Origin of the sequence: Stenotrophomonas rhizophila, from assembly GCF_007667275.1 — a bacterium.
In the GTDB taxonomy this organism is placed as follows: domain Bacteria; phylum Pseudomonadota; class Gammaproteobacteria; order Xanthomonadales; family Xanthomonadaceae; genus Stenotrophomonas; species Stenotrophomonas maltophilia_AE.
Genome location: NZ_VDQT01000001.1, coordinates 794143 through 807911 on the forward strand (window position 1 = coordinate 794143; position 13769 = coordinate 807911).

Sequence of the window (13769 nt, forward strand, 5' to 3'; positions counted from 1 at the left end):
CGGCGCTGCCCTGCCCCGCAGGAAACTTACTCGGCGTCGTCTTCGCCGTCGTCCTCGCCACCCTCACGGACGGCTTCGGCCGGCTGGAACTTCTCGCGCAGCTCGGCTTCCAGGCGCTGGGCCACCTGCGGGTTGTCACGCAGGTAACCGCGGGCGTTGTCCTTGCCCTGGCCGATGCGCTCTTCGCCGTAGCTGTACCAGGCGCCGGCCTTCTCGACCAGCTTGGCTTCCACGCCCATGTCGATCAGTTCGCCTTCGCGGCTGATGCCCTCGCCGTACAGGATCTCGGTGATGACCTGCTTGAACGGCGGCGCCAGCTTGTTCTTGACGACCTTGATCTTGGTCTGGTTGCCGATGATCTCGTCGCCCTTCTTGATCGCGCCGATGCGGCGGATGTCCAGGCGGACCGAGGCGTAGAACTTCAGCGCGTTGCCGCCGGTGGTCACTTCCGGGCTCTGGCCCGGCATCATCACGCCGATCTTCATGCGCAGCTGGTTGATGAACACCACCAGGGTATTGGAGCGCTTGATGTTGCCGGTCAGCTTGCGCAGCGCCTGGCTCATCAGGCGGGCCTGCAGGCCCGGCAGCTGGTCGCCCATTTCGCCTTCGATTTCGGCCTTCGGGGTCAGCGCGGCGACCGAGTCGACCACCACGATGTCCACCGAGCCCGAACGCACCAGCATGTCGGCGATTTCCAGCGCCTGCTCACCGGTGTCCGGCTGCGACAGCAGCAGGTCGTCCACGTTCACGCCCAGCTTGGCGGCGTAAATCGGGTCGAGCGCGTGCTCGGCGTCGATGAAGGCGGCCGTGCCGCCCTTCTTCTGGCACTCGGCAATCGCCTGCAGGGTCAGGGTGGTCTTGCCCGAGGATTCCGGACCATAGATTTCCACCACCCGGCCCTTCGGCAGGCCACCGATGCCCAGCGCGATGTCGAGCATCAGCGAGCCGGTCGGGATGACCTCGACGGCCTCGATGACGCGGTCGCCCATGCGCATGACCGACCCCTTGCCGAACTGCTTTTCGATCTGGCTCAGGGCGGCGGTGAGGGCGCGCTTCTTGTTCTCGTCCATCGGATTGGTCCTTGCAGAGGTCATGTCGTTGGAGGTGATGTCTTTGGAGGTCTTCTTGGCCACGGGGTCACTTTAAAGTTGGCGTATCGCACAGGCTGAGATTCTGCCCGGCATTCGGAAAAAAATTATCGGACATCCGTACCAACCTCAGCAGAACCAGAGAATCGCCACAAAAGACCGTGCATTTCAGGCATGGAAGGGATCAGCGGTTGGGCCGCAGCAGTCCGCAGTACAGCCCCTCGATGGCGAAGTCCTGGTCGGGCAGGACTTCGATGGGCTGGTAATCCGGGTTGCGCGGCAGCAGCCGGATCCGGTCCTTGCCCATTTTCAGCAGCTTGACGGTGATCTCGTCATCGATCCGGGCCACCACGATCTGTCCCGAACGGGCATCGCGGGTGCGATGGACGCCGATCAGGTCGCCATCGAAGATGCCTTCGTCGATCATGGAATCGCCCTGGACCTTGAGCAGGTAGTCCGGCGCCGGCGAGAAGAACACCCGGTCCAGCACCACGAAATCGTCCGAGCCGATGTCGGCGCCGATCGGCAGGCCGGCGGCGACCCGCCCGAGCACCGGCAGGCGCAGCACGTGGTCGGGCAGCGCCGGCACCGCCAGCGAGGCCGGCAGGCCCTCCTGCAGCGGCGGCGCCTGGACCAGCCGGATGCCGCGCGCCTGGCCGGGGATGCGACGGATCGCCCCGGCCTGTTCCAGCGCTTCCAGGTGGTACTGCGCGGCCCGCACGCCCTTGAAGCCGAACGCGCGGGCGATTTCCGTCTGCGACGGCGGCGCGCCGTCGGTCTCGATGCGCTCGGCGATCAACTGCAGGATCGCCTGCTGGGTATCGGTAAGGTCCATGGTTAGTAGTAATACTACTAACACCTGATCGGCACAAGTGCCCCGATCAAAAAAGCGGAGAGCAGCCACGCAGGGCGTGGCTCTACGTCGGTCGGGCCATCGCAATGCGCGACGACCTCGTAGCACCAGGTGTAGATCCACGCCCTGCGTGGAGACCGCGCGCAGCGCGGCAATGTGTCCGAAGCCGCACCCGCCCTCTTCCGGCCATCCGTCCAACGTTTAGAGGTGCCGAAGCCGCCGGTCAGGTGTCATGACGCCGTACGAAGGGCAGCCGACCAACGGTCGGCTCTACCGCCCCGACCGCCAGATGGAAAACAGGATCCACACCCCGCACAACCCCGCCCCCACGAAGCCGGCCACGCCCAGCGCCAGCAACCAGCGGCTGGAAAGCCCGCCCACGCTGTGCATCACGATCGACGAGCCGATGATCAACGCGGCGGTGATCACCCCCACCACCAGGCGGTTGGCAGCACGATTGACCTGCTCGCCGAAGCCCTGCAGCGCCGTCGTTTCCACTTTGAGCTGCAGGCGCCCGCGGCGCGCCATCTGCACCAGCCGGCGCACGTCGCGCGGCAGGTCGCCGGCCAGCTCGAGCAGGCCGACCACGCTGCGCTTGCCCCGCTTGAGCAGGGCCGAGGGCGCGAAGCGCTGCCACATGACCCGCTCCAGGAACGGGCGCGCGGCAGTGGCCATGTCGAACTGCGGGTCGAGCTGGCGGCCCATGCCTTCCAGGGTCAGGAAGGTCTTGATCATCAGCGCCAGATCGGCGGGCAGGGTCAGCCCGTACTGGCGCAGGATCTGGGTGATGTTGCCCAGCATCAGGCCCATGTGCAGGTCCTTGAGCGGCACCCCGCGGTACTGGTCGACGAAGCTGCTGATGTCCTGCTGCAGCCGCGATTCGTCCACCTCGATGCCACCGGACCAGTCCAGCAGCACGTCGGTCACCGCTTCGGGCTCCTGCGCCACCAGGCCATGCAGCAGCTGCGCGACCTGGAACCGGCGCTGCTCGGAGATCGCCCCGACCATGCCGAAGTCGATCACACCGATCCGGCCATCGCGCAGGTAGATGATGTTGCCCGGGTGCGGGTCTGCGTGGAAACAGCCATCTTCCAGCACCATCTTCAGCACGATGCGGGCACCGGTGCGGGCCAGCCGCACCCGGTCCAGGCCGGCGGCATCCACGCCGGCCAGGTCGCGGCCGGGAATGCCGTCGACGAAATCCTGCACGTTCAGGCTTTCGCAGGTCCACTGCCAGTGCACGCTGGGAATCAGGATGTCGGTGCGCCCTGCGAAATTGCGCGCGATGCGTTCGGCGTTGCGGCACTCGGCGGCGAAATCCAGTTCGCGCCGCAGCGACACCTGGAACTGCTGCACCACCTCGGCCGGACGGTAGCGCTGCAGGTCCGGCAGTCGCGCCTCGACGATCTCGGCCAGTCGCGCCAGCAGGCGCAGGTCGGCTTCGATCACGTCGCGGATGCCGGGGCGGCGGATCTTCAACACCACCGCGCGGCCATCGTGCAGGGTGGCGCGATGCGCCTGCGCCAGCGAGGCGGCCGCCATCGGCGTTTCATCCAGCCAGGCGAACACCTCGCTGGCCGGCGCGCCGAGGTCGGCCTCGAGCTGTTCGCGCACGGCCGCATAGGGCAGCGCAGGCACCGCGTTCTGCAGTTCGGAGAACTCGGCGATCCACTCCGGCGGAAACAGGTCGACGCGGGTAGCCAGTACCTGGCCGAGCTTGACGAAGGTCGGGCCGAGCTCCTCCATCGCACGCCGCACCCGCACCGGCGCGGTCATGCGCAGGATCTGCCCGGTATCGTTCCAGTGCAGCAGGCGGCCGGCACGTTCAAGCACATCGGCCAGGCCGATGCGGCGCACCAGGTCGCCGAAGCCGTAACGGATCAGGACCGAGGCGATTTCCTGCAGGCGCCCCAGGTCACGGACGGTTCCCAGCGTTTCCCACATTGGCGCACCCTCGTTCGACCACCCGTCTCAGGATGTCACACCGCCGGGAAAATTCCCGTCAGCGCCTGCAGTACGGTCTGGCGGCGGATCGCATCGCGGTCGCCGTCGAACTGGAACAGCTGCGCGCGGGCATAGCCGCCACGCTGTTTCCAGCCGATCCAGACACTGCCCACCGGCTTGTCGGCGCTGCCGCCGCCCGGGCCGGCGATGCCGGTTACCGCCACCGCCATGCCGGCGCCGGAATTGACCAGCGCGCCGGAGACCATCTCCAGCACGGTCTCGCGGCTCACCGCGCCGAACTGCTCCAGGGTCTGCGCGCGCACGCCAAGCAGGCGCTGCTTGGCTTCGTAGCTGTAGACCACCATCCCGCAGTCGAAGAAGGCCGACGAACCGGCAATGTCGGTCATCGCCTTGGCGATCCAGCCGCCACTGCAGCTTTCGGCCGTGACCAGCTGCAGCGATGCCTGCTGCAGGCGCTGTCCGACCTCGCGGGCGAGATCGGACAGGTCGGCGTCGGTGGGAACGGACGTCACCATTCCGGAACCTTCTCGGGCAGCAGCGCGCGGATCGGCGCGCCGTCGTCCGCCGCGGCCAGCTTCTCGGCTTCGGCGATCGGGATTTCCACCTGCAGCAGCCAGCCGTCCTCGTCGCTCTGTTCGCCGCGCACCACTTCGAGCTGGTGCAGGCGCGACCGCAGGCGACCGGCGGTCGGTGGCAGGCGCAGGTCGCCGCTGACGTGCTGCAGGCCCAGGCGCTTGCCCAGCACCGACTGCAGCAGGTCCAGGCCCAGCCCATCGCGCGCCGACATCCAGACCCGTTCGCGGCGGGCGCTGTCGGGGATGCCGTCCTGGCCGTCGTGACGGACCTCGCTGCCCTCGATGCGGTCGATCTTGTTGAACACCAGCAGCTGCGGCAGCTCGCCGGCGCCGACTTCGTTGAGCACCTCGTCGACCTGGGCGATGCGCTCTTCGCGATGCGGATCGGCCGCGTCGACGACGTGCAGCAGGAAATCGGCTTCGCGCGCTTCGCTCAGGGTGGCGCGGAAGGCCGCGACCAGTTCGTGCGGCAGGTCGCGGACGAAGCCCACCGTGTCGGCCAGCACCACGTTGCCGCCCGGCACCGCGATGCGCCGCACGGTCGGGTCGAGGGTGGCGAACAGCTTGTCGGCCGCGTAGGCCTCGGCCCCGGTCAAGGCATTGAACAGGGTCGACTTGCCAGCATTGGTGTAGCCGACCAGCGCCACGCGCGGCAGCTCGCTGCGAACGCGCGCGCGGCGCATCTGGGTACGCTGCACTTCGACCTTCTCCAGCCGCTTCTGCAGCTGCTCGACCCGCTTCTGCAGCAGGCGACGGTCGGTTTCCAGCTGGGTTTCGCCCGGACCGCGCAGGCCTATCGAACCGCCGCGCTGGCGCTCCAGATGGGTCCAGCCACGGATCAGCCGCGTCGACATGTGGCGCAGCTGGGCCAGTTCGACCTGCAGCTTGCCTTCATGGCTGTGCGCACGCTGGGCGAAGATGTCCAGGATCAGGCCGGTTCGGTCGATCACGCGGCGCTCGAGGAACCGCTCCAGGTTGCGCTCCTGCGACGGCGACAGCGCGTGGTTGACCAGCACCAGGTCGGCACCGGTGGCCTCGGCGGCTGCCTTGATTTCGTCGAGCTTGCCCGAGCCGATCAGCACCGACGGATTGGGCCGGTCGATGCGCGCGGTAAGGGTGGCCGCGATGCTGGCCCCGGCCGAGCGGGCCAGGTCGGTGAACTCTTCCAGCACGTCTTCTTCCAGCCGGCCAGCGTGCGGCTGGATCAGCAGCGCGTGTTCGCCTCGCTTTGAACGGTCAAACACGCGCGCCTCCGTTGTTGCTTACTTCATTCAACGTCGTCTTCTTCCTGGGCGCCGTCGGCGCCACCGTCACTGGACTGCACATAGCCACCACCGGGGCCCACCTTGACATTGCGTGCCGGCACCACGGTCGAAATGGCGTGCTTGTACACCATCTGGCTGACCGTATTGCGCAGCAGGACAACGAACTGGTCGAACGATTCGATCGTTCCCTGCAGCTTGATGCCGTTCACCAGATACACCGACACCGGCACGCGCTCGCGCCGAAGTGCATTCAGAAACGGATCCTGCAGCGATTGCCCCTTGGACATTGCACACTCCTCATTATTGTTTTTATGGTCTTCCGGCAGTCGCCACGGCCCCCGCCACCGGAACCCCCGATGGTACACGGGCCGGCGGCAACACGCTGTGGCTCAGCGGGCCACAAAGGCGGCGACCGCATCCGCCAGGGAAGCATGGTCGATATGGGGGTCGAACCAGCGCGCATCAAGCTCGCCGCGCAGCCAGGTGAGCTGGCGCTTGGCCAGCTGCCGGGTGGCGTAGATGCCCCGGTCGCGGAACGTGGCGGCCGTCCCCTGCCCGTCCAGGAACTCCCAGGCCTGCCGGTAACCGACCGCGCGCACTGCCGGCAGGTCCAGCGGCGCGGCGGCGGCGGCCATCTGCGGCAGCGCCCGCAGCGCCCGCACCTCGTCCAGGAAGCCCTGCGCGAGCATGCGGTCGAAGCGGGTCTCGATGCGCTGGTGCAGGACGCTGCGCTCGCGCGGGGCCAGCACCAGCTTCAGGCAACGCACCGGCAACCGATCCACCCCCGGCTGCTTCTGCCATTCGCTGATCGGCCGCCCGGTCAGCTGGTAGACCTCCAGCGCGCGCTGGATGCGCTGTGGATCGGTGGCATGGATGCGCGCAGCGGCCACCGGGTCGACCGCCGCCAGCTGGGCGTGCAGTGCCGGCCAGCCCTGCACCGCGGCTTCGGCGCTGATCCGGGCGCGCAGCCCTGTGTCGGCCGGCGGCATCGGCGACAGCCCCTGCAGCAGGGCGCGGAAATAGAGACCGGTGCCACCGGCGAGGATGGGCATGCGTCCCCTCGCGACGATGTCGGCCACGGCGCGCGCGGCGTCGGCGCCGAACTCGGCCGCTGAATAGGTCTGCCACGGGTCGCGCAGGTCCAGCAGGTGGTGCGGCGCCTGTGCGCGCTCGTCGGCATCGGGCTTGGCCGAGCCGATGTCCAGGCCGCGATACACCAGTGCCGAATCGACGCTGACGATCTCGCCGCCCAGCTGCCGGGCCAGGGCGATGGCGGTCGCGGTCTTGCCCGACGCGGTCGGGCCCATCACCGCGATCGCGAGCGGGCGCCGATCGACCGCCATCAGTCCTCGTCCGGCCAGCGCGGCATGGCCGGTGCGGCGTCCACGCGCGGCATCGGCACCGCGTCCACCGCCGCCCACACCTTCAGCGCATCCACGGTGGCCGCCACGTCATGCACGCGCAGGATCATGGCGCCACGCTGCGCGGCGAGCAGGTGTGCGGCCACCGAGCCGGCGACACGCTCACGCGGCACCTGGCGTCCGGTCAGCTCGCCGATGCTGCGCTTGCGCGACAGCCCGGCCAGCATCGGCACGCCCAGCTCCAGGAAGCGGGCCGAGCGCGCCAGCAGGATCATGTTGTGGTCGGTGGTCTTGCCGAAGCCGAAGCCCAGGTCGATGATCAGGTTCTTCTTCGCGATGCCGGCCATTTCCGCCGAGAACATCCGGTCGGCCAGGAAACGGTGGACCTCGGCGACGACGTCGTCGTACTGCGGGGTGTCCTGCATGCTGCCGGGCTCGCCCTGCATGTGCATCAGCACCACCGGGACGCCGAGCTCGGCGGCAGCGGCGAGCGCACCCTCCTGGCGCAGCGCGTGGATGTCATTGATCATCCCGGCGCCGGCGGCGACCGCCGCACGCATCACCTCGGGCTTGAAGGTATCGATGCTGATCGGCACGGCGGTCTGCCGGGCCAGCTGCTCGATCACCGGGATCACCCGGCGCAGCTCTTCGTCCAATGGCACCGGGGCGCTGCCCGGCCGGGTCGACTCGCCGCCGATATCGAGCAGGTCGGCGCCTTCGGCCACCAGTTGCAGCCCATGTGCGACTGCTGCGTCCACCGTGTCGTGCGCGCCGCCGTCGGAGAACGAATCCGGGGTGACATTGACGATGCCCATCACGCGCGGGCGGTCCAGCCGCAGCACGCGGCCGCCACAGTCAAGCTGGGGAGAAGTGTCGAACATGGGCCATCCACGAAGTACGCCAGCGCCTAGTTTACGCTGGCGCATGGCAGCACCCGTCAGCGGGTGTCGCCCAAGCGTACGTTGTCGACCGGGTCGGCCAGCCACTGCGCGAGGTCGCCGCCGATGACGGTGACGATCCGCTCCAGCGCTTCGCACGAGCCCTTGTTGCCGCCGCTGGAGACCAGTCCGGAAGACCGGCGTGCGGTCACGCCCGCCAGCCGCCGGCCATCTTCATACAGCTCGCCCCGCACCGTGGCCGACTTGCCGAAGCCCAGGAACATGTTGCCCTTGCCGTTCGCTTCGATGAACTCGAGCTTCAGCACGCGCCCCTGCCCGCCCGGTTCCGCCTGCAGCTGCACCGTGTTGCCATATTCACCGGCACGTTCGGCGAGCGCGCTTGCCAGCTGCTGGCCCATCTGGCATTCGGACATGATGTAGCGTGGAATGTAGGCCTCTTCCGAAAACGGCACCGGGTCCTGTACCTGGACGGTAGCGGCCATGACGGGCGTGGCACAGCACAGCAGCGCGGCGAGCGCCGCGCGCATGGAATGACGCATCGAGTTCCCCCTGGAATGTGGTGCGCGGACGCGACATGCGCCCCCGCATGCGCATCCTGCCCAGTGCGGGCAGCCGCTGCAATACCTCAGCGCCTGCGCCGCCTGCGGTCCAGGTAGACGGTCTTGCCCACGCTCAGGACGATGCCGAGCACGATCCCGACGATGCCACCCAGCAGGTAGTTCTCGCTGAGCAGGCCCACCGCAGCGCCCACCACCGTGGCGATCACCATTTCGGTGGTATGCGAAACCGGGGGCGGTGGCATCGTCAGATCTGCTCGGCAGGCCCCGCAATCGGCGGCACCGGACGGGCGTCCCCACCCTTGTCGTTGTTGTTGTTGCCGCCGTCCTTGTTGGACTTGCCCCACCCCATCGGCGGCGGCGGATCGCGACCTTCCATGATCGCGTCGATCTGCGGCGCGTCGATGGTTTCGTACTGCAGCAGCAGCTGCGACATGGTGTGCAGCTTGTCCATGTTGGCCTTCATCAGCTCCGTGGTGCGGGCATACGCCTTGTCCAGGATGCTGCGGACCACTTCGTCGATGCGGCGCGCGGTATCGTCGGAAACGCTCTTGTGCTGGGTCACCGAACGGCCCAGGAACACTTCGTCGTCCTCCTCGCCATAGGCAATCGGGCCGAGCTCGTCGGACAGGCCCCACTTGGTGACCATGTTGCGGGCCATCTTTGTCGCGCGCTCGATGTCGTTGGAGGCACCGGTGGTGACCTTGTCGGCGCCGAAGATCAGCTCTTCGGCGACGCGGCCGCCGTACAGCGAGCACAGCTGCGATTCGATCGCCACGCGGTTCATCGAGTACTTGTCGCCTTCCGGCAGGTACATGGTCACGCCCAGCGCACGGCCGCGCGGGATGATGGTGACCTTGTAGACCGGGTCGTGCTCGGGCACCAGGCGGCCGACGATGGCATGGCCGGCCTCGTGGTAGGCGGTGAGCGTCTTTTCTTCCTCGCTCATGGCCATCGAGCGGCGCTCGGCACCCATCAGGATCTTGTCGCGGGCGCGGTCGAAGTGCTCCATGCGCACTTCCTTCTCGTTGCTGCGGGCGGCGAACAGCGCCGCTTCGTTGCAGAGATTGGCCAGGTCGGCACCGGAGAAGCCCGGGGTACCGCGCGCGATCACCATCGGCTCGACATCGTCGGCCAGCGGCAGCTTGCGCATGTGCACCTTGAGGATCTGCTCGCGGCCCTTGACGTCGGCCAGGCCGACCACGACCTGGCGGTCGAAGCGGCCCGGGCGCAGCAGCGCCGGGTCGAGCACGTCGGGACGGTTGGTGGCGGCGATCACGATCACGCCCTCGCCCCCTTCGAAGCCGTCCATTTCCACCAGCAGCTGGTTCAGGGTCTGCTCGCGCTCGTCATGCCCGCCACCCAGGCCGGCACCGCGATGGCGGCCGACGGCGTCGATTTCGTCGATGAAGATGATACACGGAGCCTGCTTCTTGGCCTGCTCGAACATGTCGCGGACGCGGCTGGCGCCGACACCGACGAACATTTCAACGAAGTCCGAACCGGAGATCGAGAAGAACGGCACCTTGGCCTCGCCGGCGATGGCGCGGGCCAGCAGGGTCTTGCCGGTACCCGGCGGACCGACCATCAGCACGCCGCGCGGGATCTTGCCGCCCAGCTTGGTGAACTTGGTCGGGTCGCGCAGGAAGTCGACCAGTTCGCCGACTTCTTCCTTGGCTTCGTCGCAGCCGGCAACGTCGGCGAAGGTGACCTTGATCTGGTCTTCGCCCTGCAGCTTGGCGCGCGACTTGCCGAAGGACATCGCGCCCTTGGCCCCACCGCCGCCGCCCTGCATCTGGCGCATGATGAACAGCCAGAAGCCGATGATCAGGATCACCGGGAGGAAGTTCATCAGGATCGCGCCCAGCGAGATGCCGCTGGACGGCTCTTCCTGGACGATTTCCACGTTCTTGCCGCGCAGCACGTTGATCAGGTCGCGATCCATCGGGGCATTGATCGTGGCCGACTGGCCGCCGCGCGTGGTGTAGGTCAGCTGGTTGGTGCCGCTGCGCAGGTCGCCGCTGAAGGTGACCTTCTGCACGTTGCCGCTGTCCACCTGGTCCAGGAACTGCGAATAGGTCGCACCCTGGGCACCGGCGCCACTGGTCTTCGGCGAGAAGCTCTGGAAGACCACCATGAGCACCACGGCGACGACCACCCATAGCAGGAGGTTCTTGGTCAAGTCGTTCATCCTCATTGGCTCCGGTCTTCCTCTAATGCCTGACGCTATTGGTATGGTTGAGCTTACTTGATCTGGGCGCGTTTGCCCTGCCCCAGGGCATACACCTCGGGCGAGCGCTTCCGCGACGCTTCAGGCTTGCGGATCACGACCTTGTCGAACCGGCGGCGCATCTCGCGCACGTAGTCGTCGAAGCCCACGCCCTGGAACAGCTTGATCAGGAACGCGCCACCCGGCTTGAGATGGTTGTCGGAGAAGTCCATCGCCAGCTCGGCCAGGTGCATCATCCGCGGCTGGTCGACCGCGTCCACTCCACTCTTATTGGGGGCCATATCCGAGAGCACAAGGTCTACCGGCTGGTCGCCCAGCATGGCTTCGAATGCTGATAGGACGGCCTGCTCCCTGAAGTCGCCGTGAAGGAACTCCACGCCGGCCAGCGGCGGCATCTCCAGGATGTCCAGGGCCAGCACCCGACCGGTGTCGCCGATCTGGCGCCGGACCTGCTGCGACCAGCCGCCCGGGGCGGCGCCGAGGTCGACCACGACCATGTGCGGCTTCAGCAGCCGGTCGCGCTCGAGCAGCTCCTCCAGCTTGTAGGCCGCGCGCGAGCGCATGCCTTCGGCCTGGGCCTTCTTCACGAAGGGGTCGGCGAAGTGTTCTTTCAACCAGCGTTGACTGCTCTTGCTGCGGGAAGCCATTGGAAATAGGGCCGGACGGGGTGGTCATGATACCCTGATCGCCCCAGTTAACCGCTTGTTCCTGAATGTCTATCGTCCTGACCTCCGCCCAGACCCGCTTCCTCCGCGGCCATGCCCATGATCTGAAAGCCCTGCTGCAGATCGGCGGCAAGGGGGTCACGCCGGCCTTCCTGGCCGAGCTGAACGAGGTGCTGGAGCGCCATGAACTGGTCAAGATCAAGGTCGGCGCCGAGGACCGCGAGGCCCGCGACGCGATGATCGCCGAGCTGGCCCAGGCCACCGAGAGCGCGCTGGTGCAGCGCATCGGCCATGTCGCGGTGCTGTACCGGCCGAGCCGGGAACAGCGCCAGATCGTGCTTCCGCGCGGCTGAGCCAGCGATGCAGCTGAACCACGAAATTCCGGATTTCGCCTATGCGTTCCGCGCCGTGGGTGACAGTTCGGTGCTTCTGGAGGACCGCGAACACGGCGAGCCGCGGACGCTGGTCCAGAGCTTCGCGCTGACCCCGCACTCGCTGCTGGATACCTGGGCGGCCCCGGCTGTGGTCCGCGACATGACCGCCGAGCACCTGGCACCGGTGCTGGCGCTGAAGCCGGAGCTGGTGATCCTAGGCACCGGCAGGACCCAGCAGTTCCCGCCCACGGCCGTCATGGCCGCCTGCCTGACCCTTGGCATCGGCATCGAAGTGATGGACAACCCGGCGGCCGCACGGACCTTCAACCTGCTGGCCGGCGAAGGCCGCAACGTGGCTGCGGCGATCCTCCTGCCGGGCTGAAATTGGTTGATTCCGTTCAGGAAAGGCTGCCGTGGGCAGCCTTTTTTGTGTCGATTGAGTGGACGCTGCAGCCACGCAGGGCGTAGCTCTACGTTACCCGCACTGCAATACGAGGCGTCGACGCACGGGTAGAGCCACGCCCTGCGTGGCTGCGCGATCATCTGGGAGGCAGATACAACAACGGGTCGACCGGCTTGCCGTTGTAGCGGATCTCGAAGTGCAGCATGTCGCGGGTGGTGCCGGTGCGGCCCATTTCGGCGATCTGCTCGCCGGCCTTGACGCTCTGGCCTTCGTTGACCAGCCGCTTGCGGTTGTGGCCATAGGCCGACAGCCACTGCTCGTTGTGCTTGATGATGATCAGTTCGCCGAAACCGACCAGGCCGGCGCCGGAATAGACCACGACACCCGCCGCCGTGGCCCGTACCGGCTGGCCGCTGCTGCCGGCGATGTCCACGCCCTGCTTGGTGACGTCGGCGCCGACGAAACGCCCCACCAGGGCGCCGTCGGCCGGCCAGCGCCAGCTGATGCTGCTTTTGATGGCGGTGGTCGGCGACGGCGTCGGCGCGGGCGCCGGGGTCGAGGTGCCCGGGCGCGGCGCGGTGACCACGGTGGTCGGCGCACGCCCCGGGCTGCCGCCCGGATACAGGCGCAGGGACTGCCCGGGATAGATGGTGTACGGCTCGCTCAGCCCGTTCCATGCGGCCAGGTCGCGCGGGGTGATGTTGTGGATGCGTGCCAGCGCGTAGAGGGTGTCGCCACGGCGCACGACCGCGGTCTGGCCAGGCTTGGCCACCGAGGTCTGCGGCGTGGTGTGCGCGGTGCGCCCGCCGGACGGTTTGACCACCGTGGCGGTGCCGCAGGCACTCAGGGTGGACACCACCAGCAGCAACGCGGCCAGCCGCGCGGCCCCGCTCATACGATCAGCACTCATGCGAACTTCGACCTCCATACGAGCCAGGCCACCAGACCCACCACCAGTACGGTGGCGACCCAGCCCAGCGGTTCAATCCAACGCCGCAGGGCGGCTTCGGCGCGTGCGCCGCCAATGCGGATCACCGCAGCCAGGACGTACACGCGCTTGCCGCGACCGATCAGCATGCTCAGGAAGTACTGCGGCAGCGGCACCCCGACGATACCCGAAGCCCATGTGAAGACCTTCATCGGGATCGGCATGAAGCCGCCCAGTACCAGGAAGGTGAACACCGCCCACGGGGACTCGGCCATCTTGGCCTGCACGATGGCGATGCCGCCTTCGATGCTTGTCAACATGCCCATCGCGGCGAACAGTGGCTTGATTGCTTCGAAGGCGTAATGGCCCAGGGCGTAGCCGACCAGCGCACCGGCCATCGAACCGGCCAGGCTGAGCGTGGCGAACCACCAGCCGCGTTTGGGCTGGGCCACGCACATCGGCGCCAGCATCACCTCCGGCATCACCGGGAAGATGATCGCCTCGATGAAGCTCAGCACGGTGAGATAGGTTGGCGCGCGCTCGTGCGCGGCCCACTTCATTGCCCGCTCGTACAGCGGACCGAAAATCTTCATGACGCGATGCTCC

At 67.6% G+C, this 13769-nt stretch carries 16 protein-coding genes; 2 read left to right on the plus strand and 14 right to left on the minus strand.

Annotated features, from left to right (window positions below; translation table 11 throughout):
• Nucleotides 1-26 precede the first annotated feature (26 nt).
• The 12 genes from recA to rlmE all read right to left on the minus strand — a co-directional run bounded on the left by recA (nucleotide 27) and on the right by rlmE (nucleotide 11440).
• Nucleotides 27-1070 carry a recombinase RecA gene (gene recA, locus FSZ13_RS03340; RefSeq protein ID WP_145478528.1) on the minus strand — a complete coding sequence of 348 codons (1044 nt, stop codon included), beginning with the start codon at nucleotides 1068-1070 and terminating at the stop codon, nucleotides 27-29.
• 202 nt (nucleotides 1071-1272) lie between these two features.
• The gene (gene lexA, locus FSZ13_RS03345; protein ID WP_145477995.1) at nucleotides 1273-1923 is read right to left on the minus strand and encodes a transcriptional repressor LexA; all 651 of its coding nucleotides are present in this window, start codon (nucleotides 1921-1923) and stop codon (nucleotides 1273-1275) included.
• Between the two features lie 288 nt (nucleotides 1924-2211).
• Nucleotides 2212-3885 (minus strand): 2-polyprenylphenol 6-hydroxylase, encoded by a 1674-nt coding sequence (ubiB, locus tag FSZ13_RS03350; RefSeq protein WP_145477996.1) that lies wholly within the window; start codon nucleotides 3883-3885, stop codon nucleotides 2212-2214.
• A gap of 35 nt (nucleotides 3886-3920) precedes the next feature.
• The gene (locus tag FSZ13_RS03355; protein WP_145477997.1) at nucleotides 3921-4421 is read right to left on the minus strand and encodes a CinA family protein; all 501 of its coding nucleotides are present in this window, start codon (nucleotides 4419-4421) and stop codon (nucleotides 3921-3923) included.
• Nucleotides 4415-5725 (minus strand): ribosome rescue GTPase HflX, encoded by a 1311-nt coding sequence (hflX, locus tag FSZ13_RS03360; RefSeq protein WP_145477998.1) that lies wholly within the window; start codon nucleotides 5723-5725, stop codon nucleotides 4415-4417. The genes FSZ13_RS03355 and hflX overlap by 7 nt, the downstream gene beginning before the upstream one ends.
• Nucleotides 5726-5748: 23 nt before the next feature.
• On the minus strand, nucleotides 5749-6033 hold the full coding sequence (gene hfq, locus FSZ13_RS03365) for an RNA chaperone Hfq (RefSeq protein WP_145477999.1): 285 nt from the start codon (nucleotides 6031-6033) through the stop codon (nucleotides 5749-5751).
• A 102-nt stretch (nucleotides 6034-6135) separates the two neighbouring features.
• The gene (gene miaA, locus FSZ13_RS03370; RefSeq protein WP_145478000.1) at nucleotides 6136-7089 is read right to left on the minus strand and encodes a tRNA (adenosine(37)-N6)-dimethylallyltransferase MiaA; all 954 of its coding nucleotides are present in this window, start codon (nucleotides 7087-7089) and stop codon (nucleotides 6136-6138) included.
• Complete coding sequence (gene folP, locus FSZ13_RS03375) at nucleotides 7089-7988, minus strand: dihydropteroate synthase (protein ID WP_145478001.1); 900 nt, start codon at nucleotides 7986-7988, stop codon at nucleotides 7089-7091. Before folP ends, miaA begins: the two co-directional genes overlap by 1 nt.
• 56 nt (nucleotides 7989-8044) lie before the next feature.
• The gene (locus FSZ13_RS03380; RefSeq protein ID WP_145478002.1) at nucleotides 8045-8545 is read right to left on the minus strand and encodes a hypothetical protein; all 501 of its coding nucleotides are present in this window, start codon (nucleotides 8543-8545) and stop codon (nucleotides 8045-8047) included.
• A gap of 86 nt (nucleotides 8546-8631) precedes the next feature.
• Nucleotides 8632-8808, minus strand: coding sequence for a hypothetical protein (locus FSZ13_RS03385; RefSeq protein WP_260844069.1), 177 nt, complete (start codon nucleotides 8806-8808; stop codon nucleotides 8632-8634).
• 2 nt (nucleotides 8809-8810) lie between these two features.
• On the minus strand, nucleotides 8811-10754 hold the full coding sequence (gene ftsH, locus FSZ13_RS03390) for an ATP-dependent zinc metalloprotease FtsH (RefSeq protein WP_186308830.1): 1944 nt from the start codon (nucleotides 10752-10754) through the stop codon (nucleotides 8811-8813).
• A gap of 53 nt (nucleotides 10755-10807) precedes the next feature.
• Nucleotides 10808-11440 (minus strand): 23S rRNA (uridine(2552)-2'-O)-methyltransferase RlmE, encoded by a 633-nt coding sequence (rlmE, locus tag FSZ13_RS03395; protein ID WP_145478004.1) that lies wholly within the window; start codon nucleotides 11438-11440, stop codon nucleotides 10808-10810.
• Nucleotides 11441-11505: 65 nt separating this feature from the next.
• Here rlmE and yhbY point away from each other — a divergent pair, with 65 nt between their 5' ends.
• Together yhbY and FSZ13_RS03405 are read left to right on the plus strand one after the other, a co-directional pair.
• On the plus strand, nucleotides 11506-11811 hold the full coding sequence (gene yhbY / locus FSZ13_RS03400) for a ribosome assembly RNA-binding protein YhbY (RefSeq protein WP_145478005.1): 306 nt from the start codon (nucleotides 11506-11508) through the stop codon (nucleotides 11809-11811).
• 7 nt (nucleotides 11812-11818) lie between these two features.
• Nucleotides 11819-12214: an Mth938-like domain-containing protein gene (locus FSZ13_RS03405; protein WP_145478006.1), complete on the plus strand. Its 396-nt coding sequence runs from the start codon at nucleotides 11819-11821 to the stop codon at nucleotides 12212-12214.
• 157 nt (nucleotides 12215-12371) lie between these two features.
• Here the strand turns inward: FSZ13_RS03405 and FSZ13_RS03410 are convergent, their stop codons facing one another.
• Both FSZ13_RS03410 and FSZ13_RS03415 read right to left on the minus strand, forming a co-directional pair.
• Complete coding sequence (locus FSZ13_RS03410) at nucleotides 12372-13145, minus strand: peptidoglycan DD-metalloendopeptidase family protein (protein ID WP_145478007.1); 774 nt, start codon at nucleotides 13143-13145, stop codon at nucleotides 12372-12374.
• Entirely contained in the window at nucleotides 13142-13756 is a 615-nt protein-coding gene (locus FSZ13_RS03415) for a YqaA family protein (RefSeq protein WP_145478008.1), read from the minus strand. Before FSZ13_RS03415 ends, FSZ13_RS03410 begins: the two co-directional genes overlap by 4 nt.
• Nucleotides 13757-13769 lie beyond the last annotated feature (13 nt).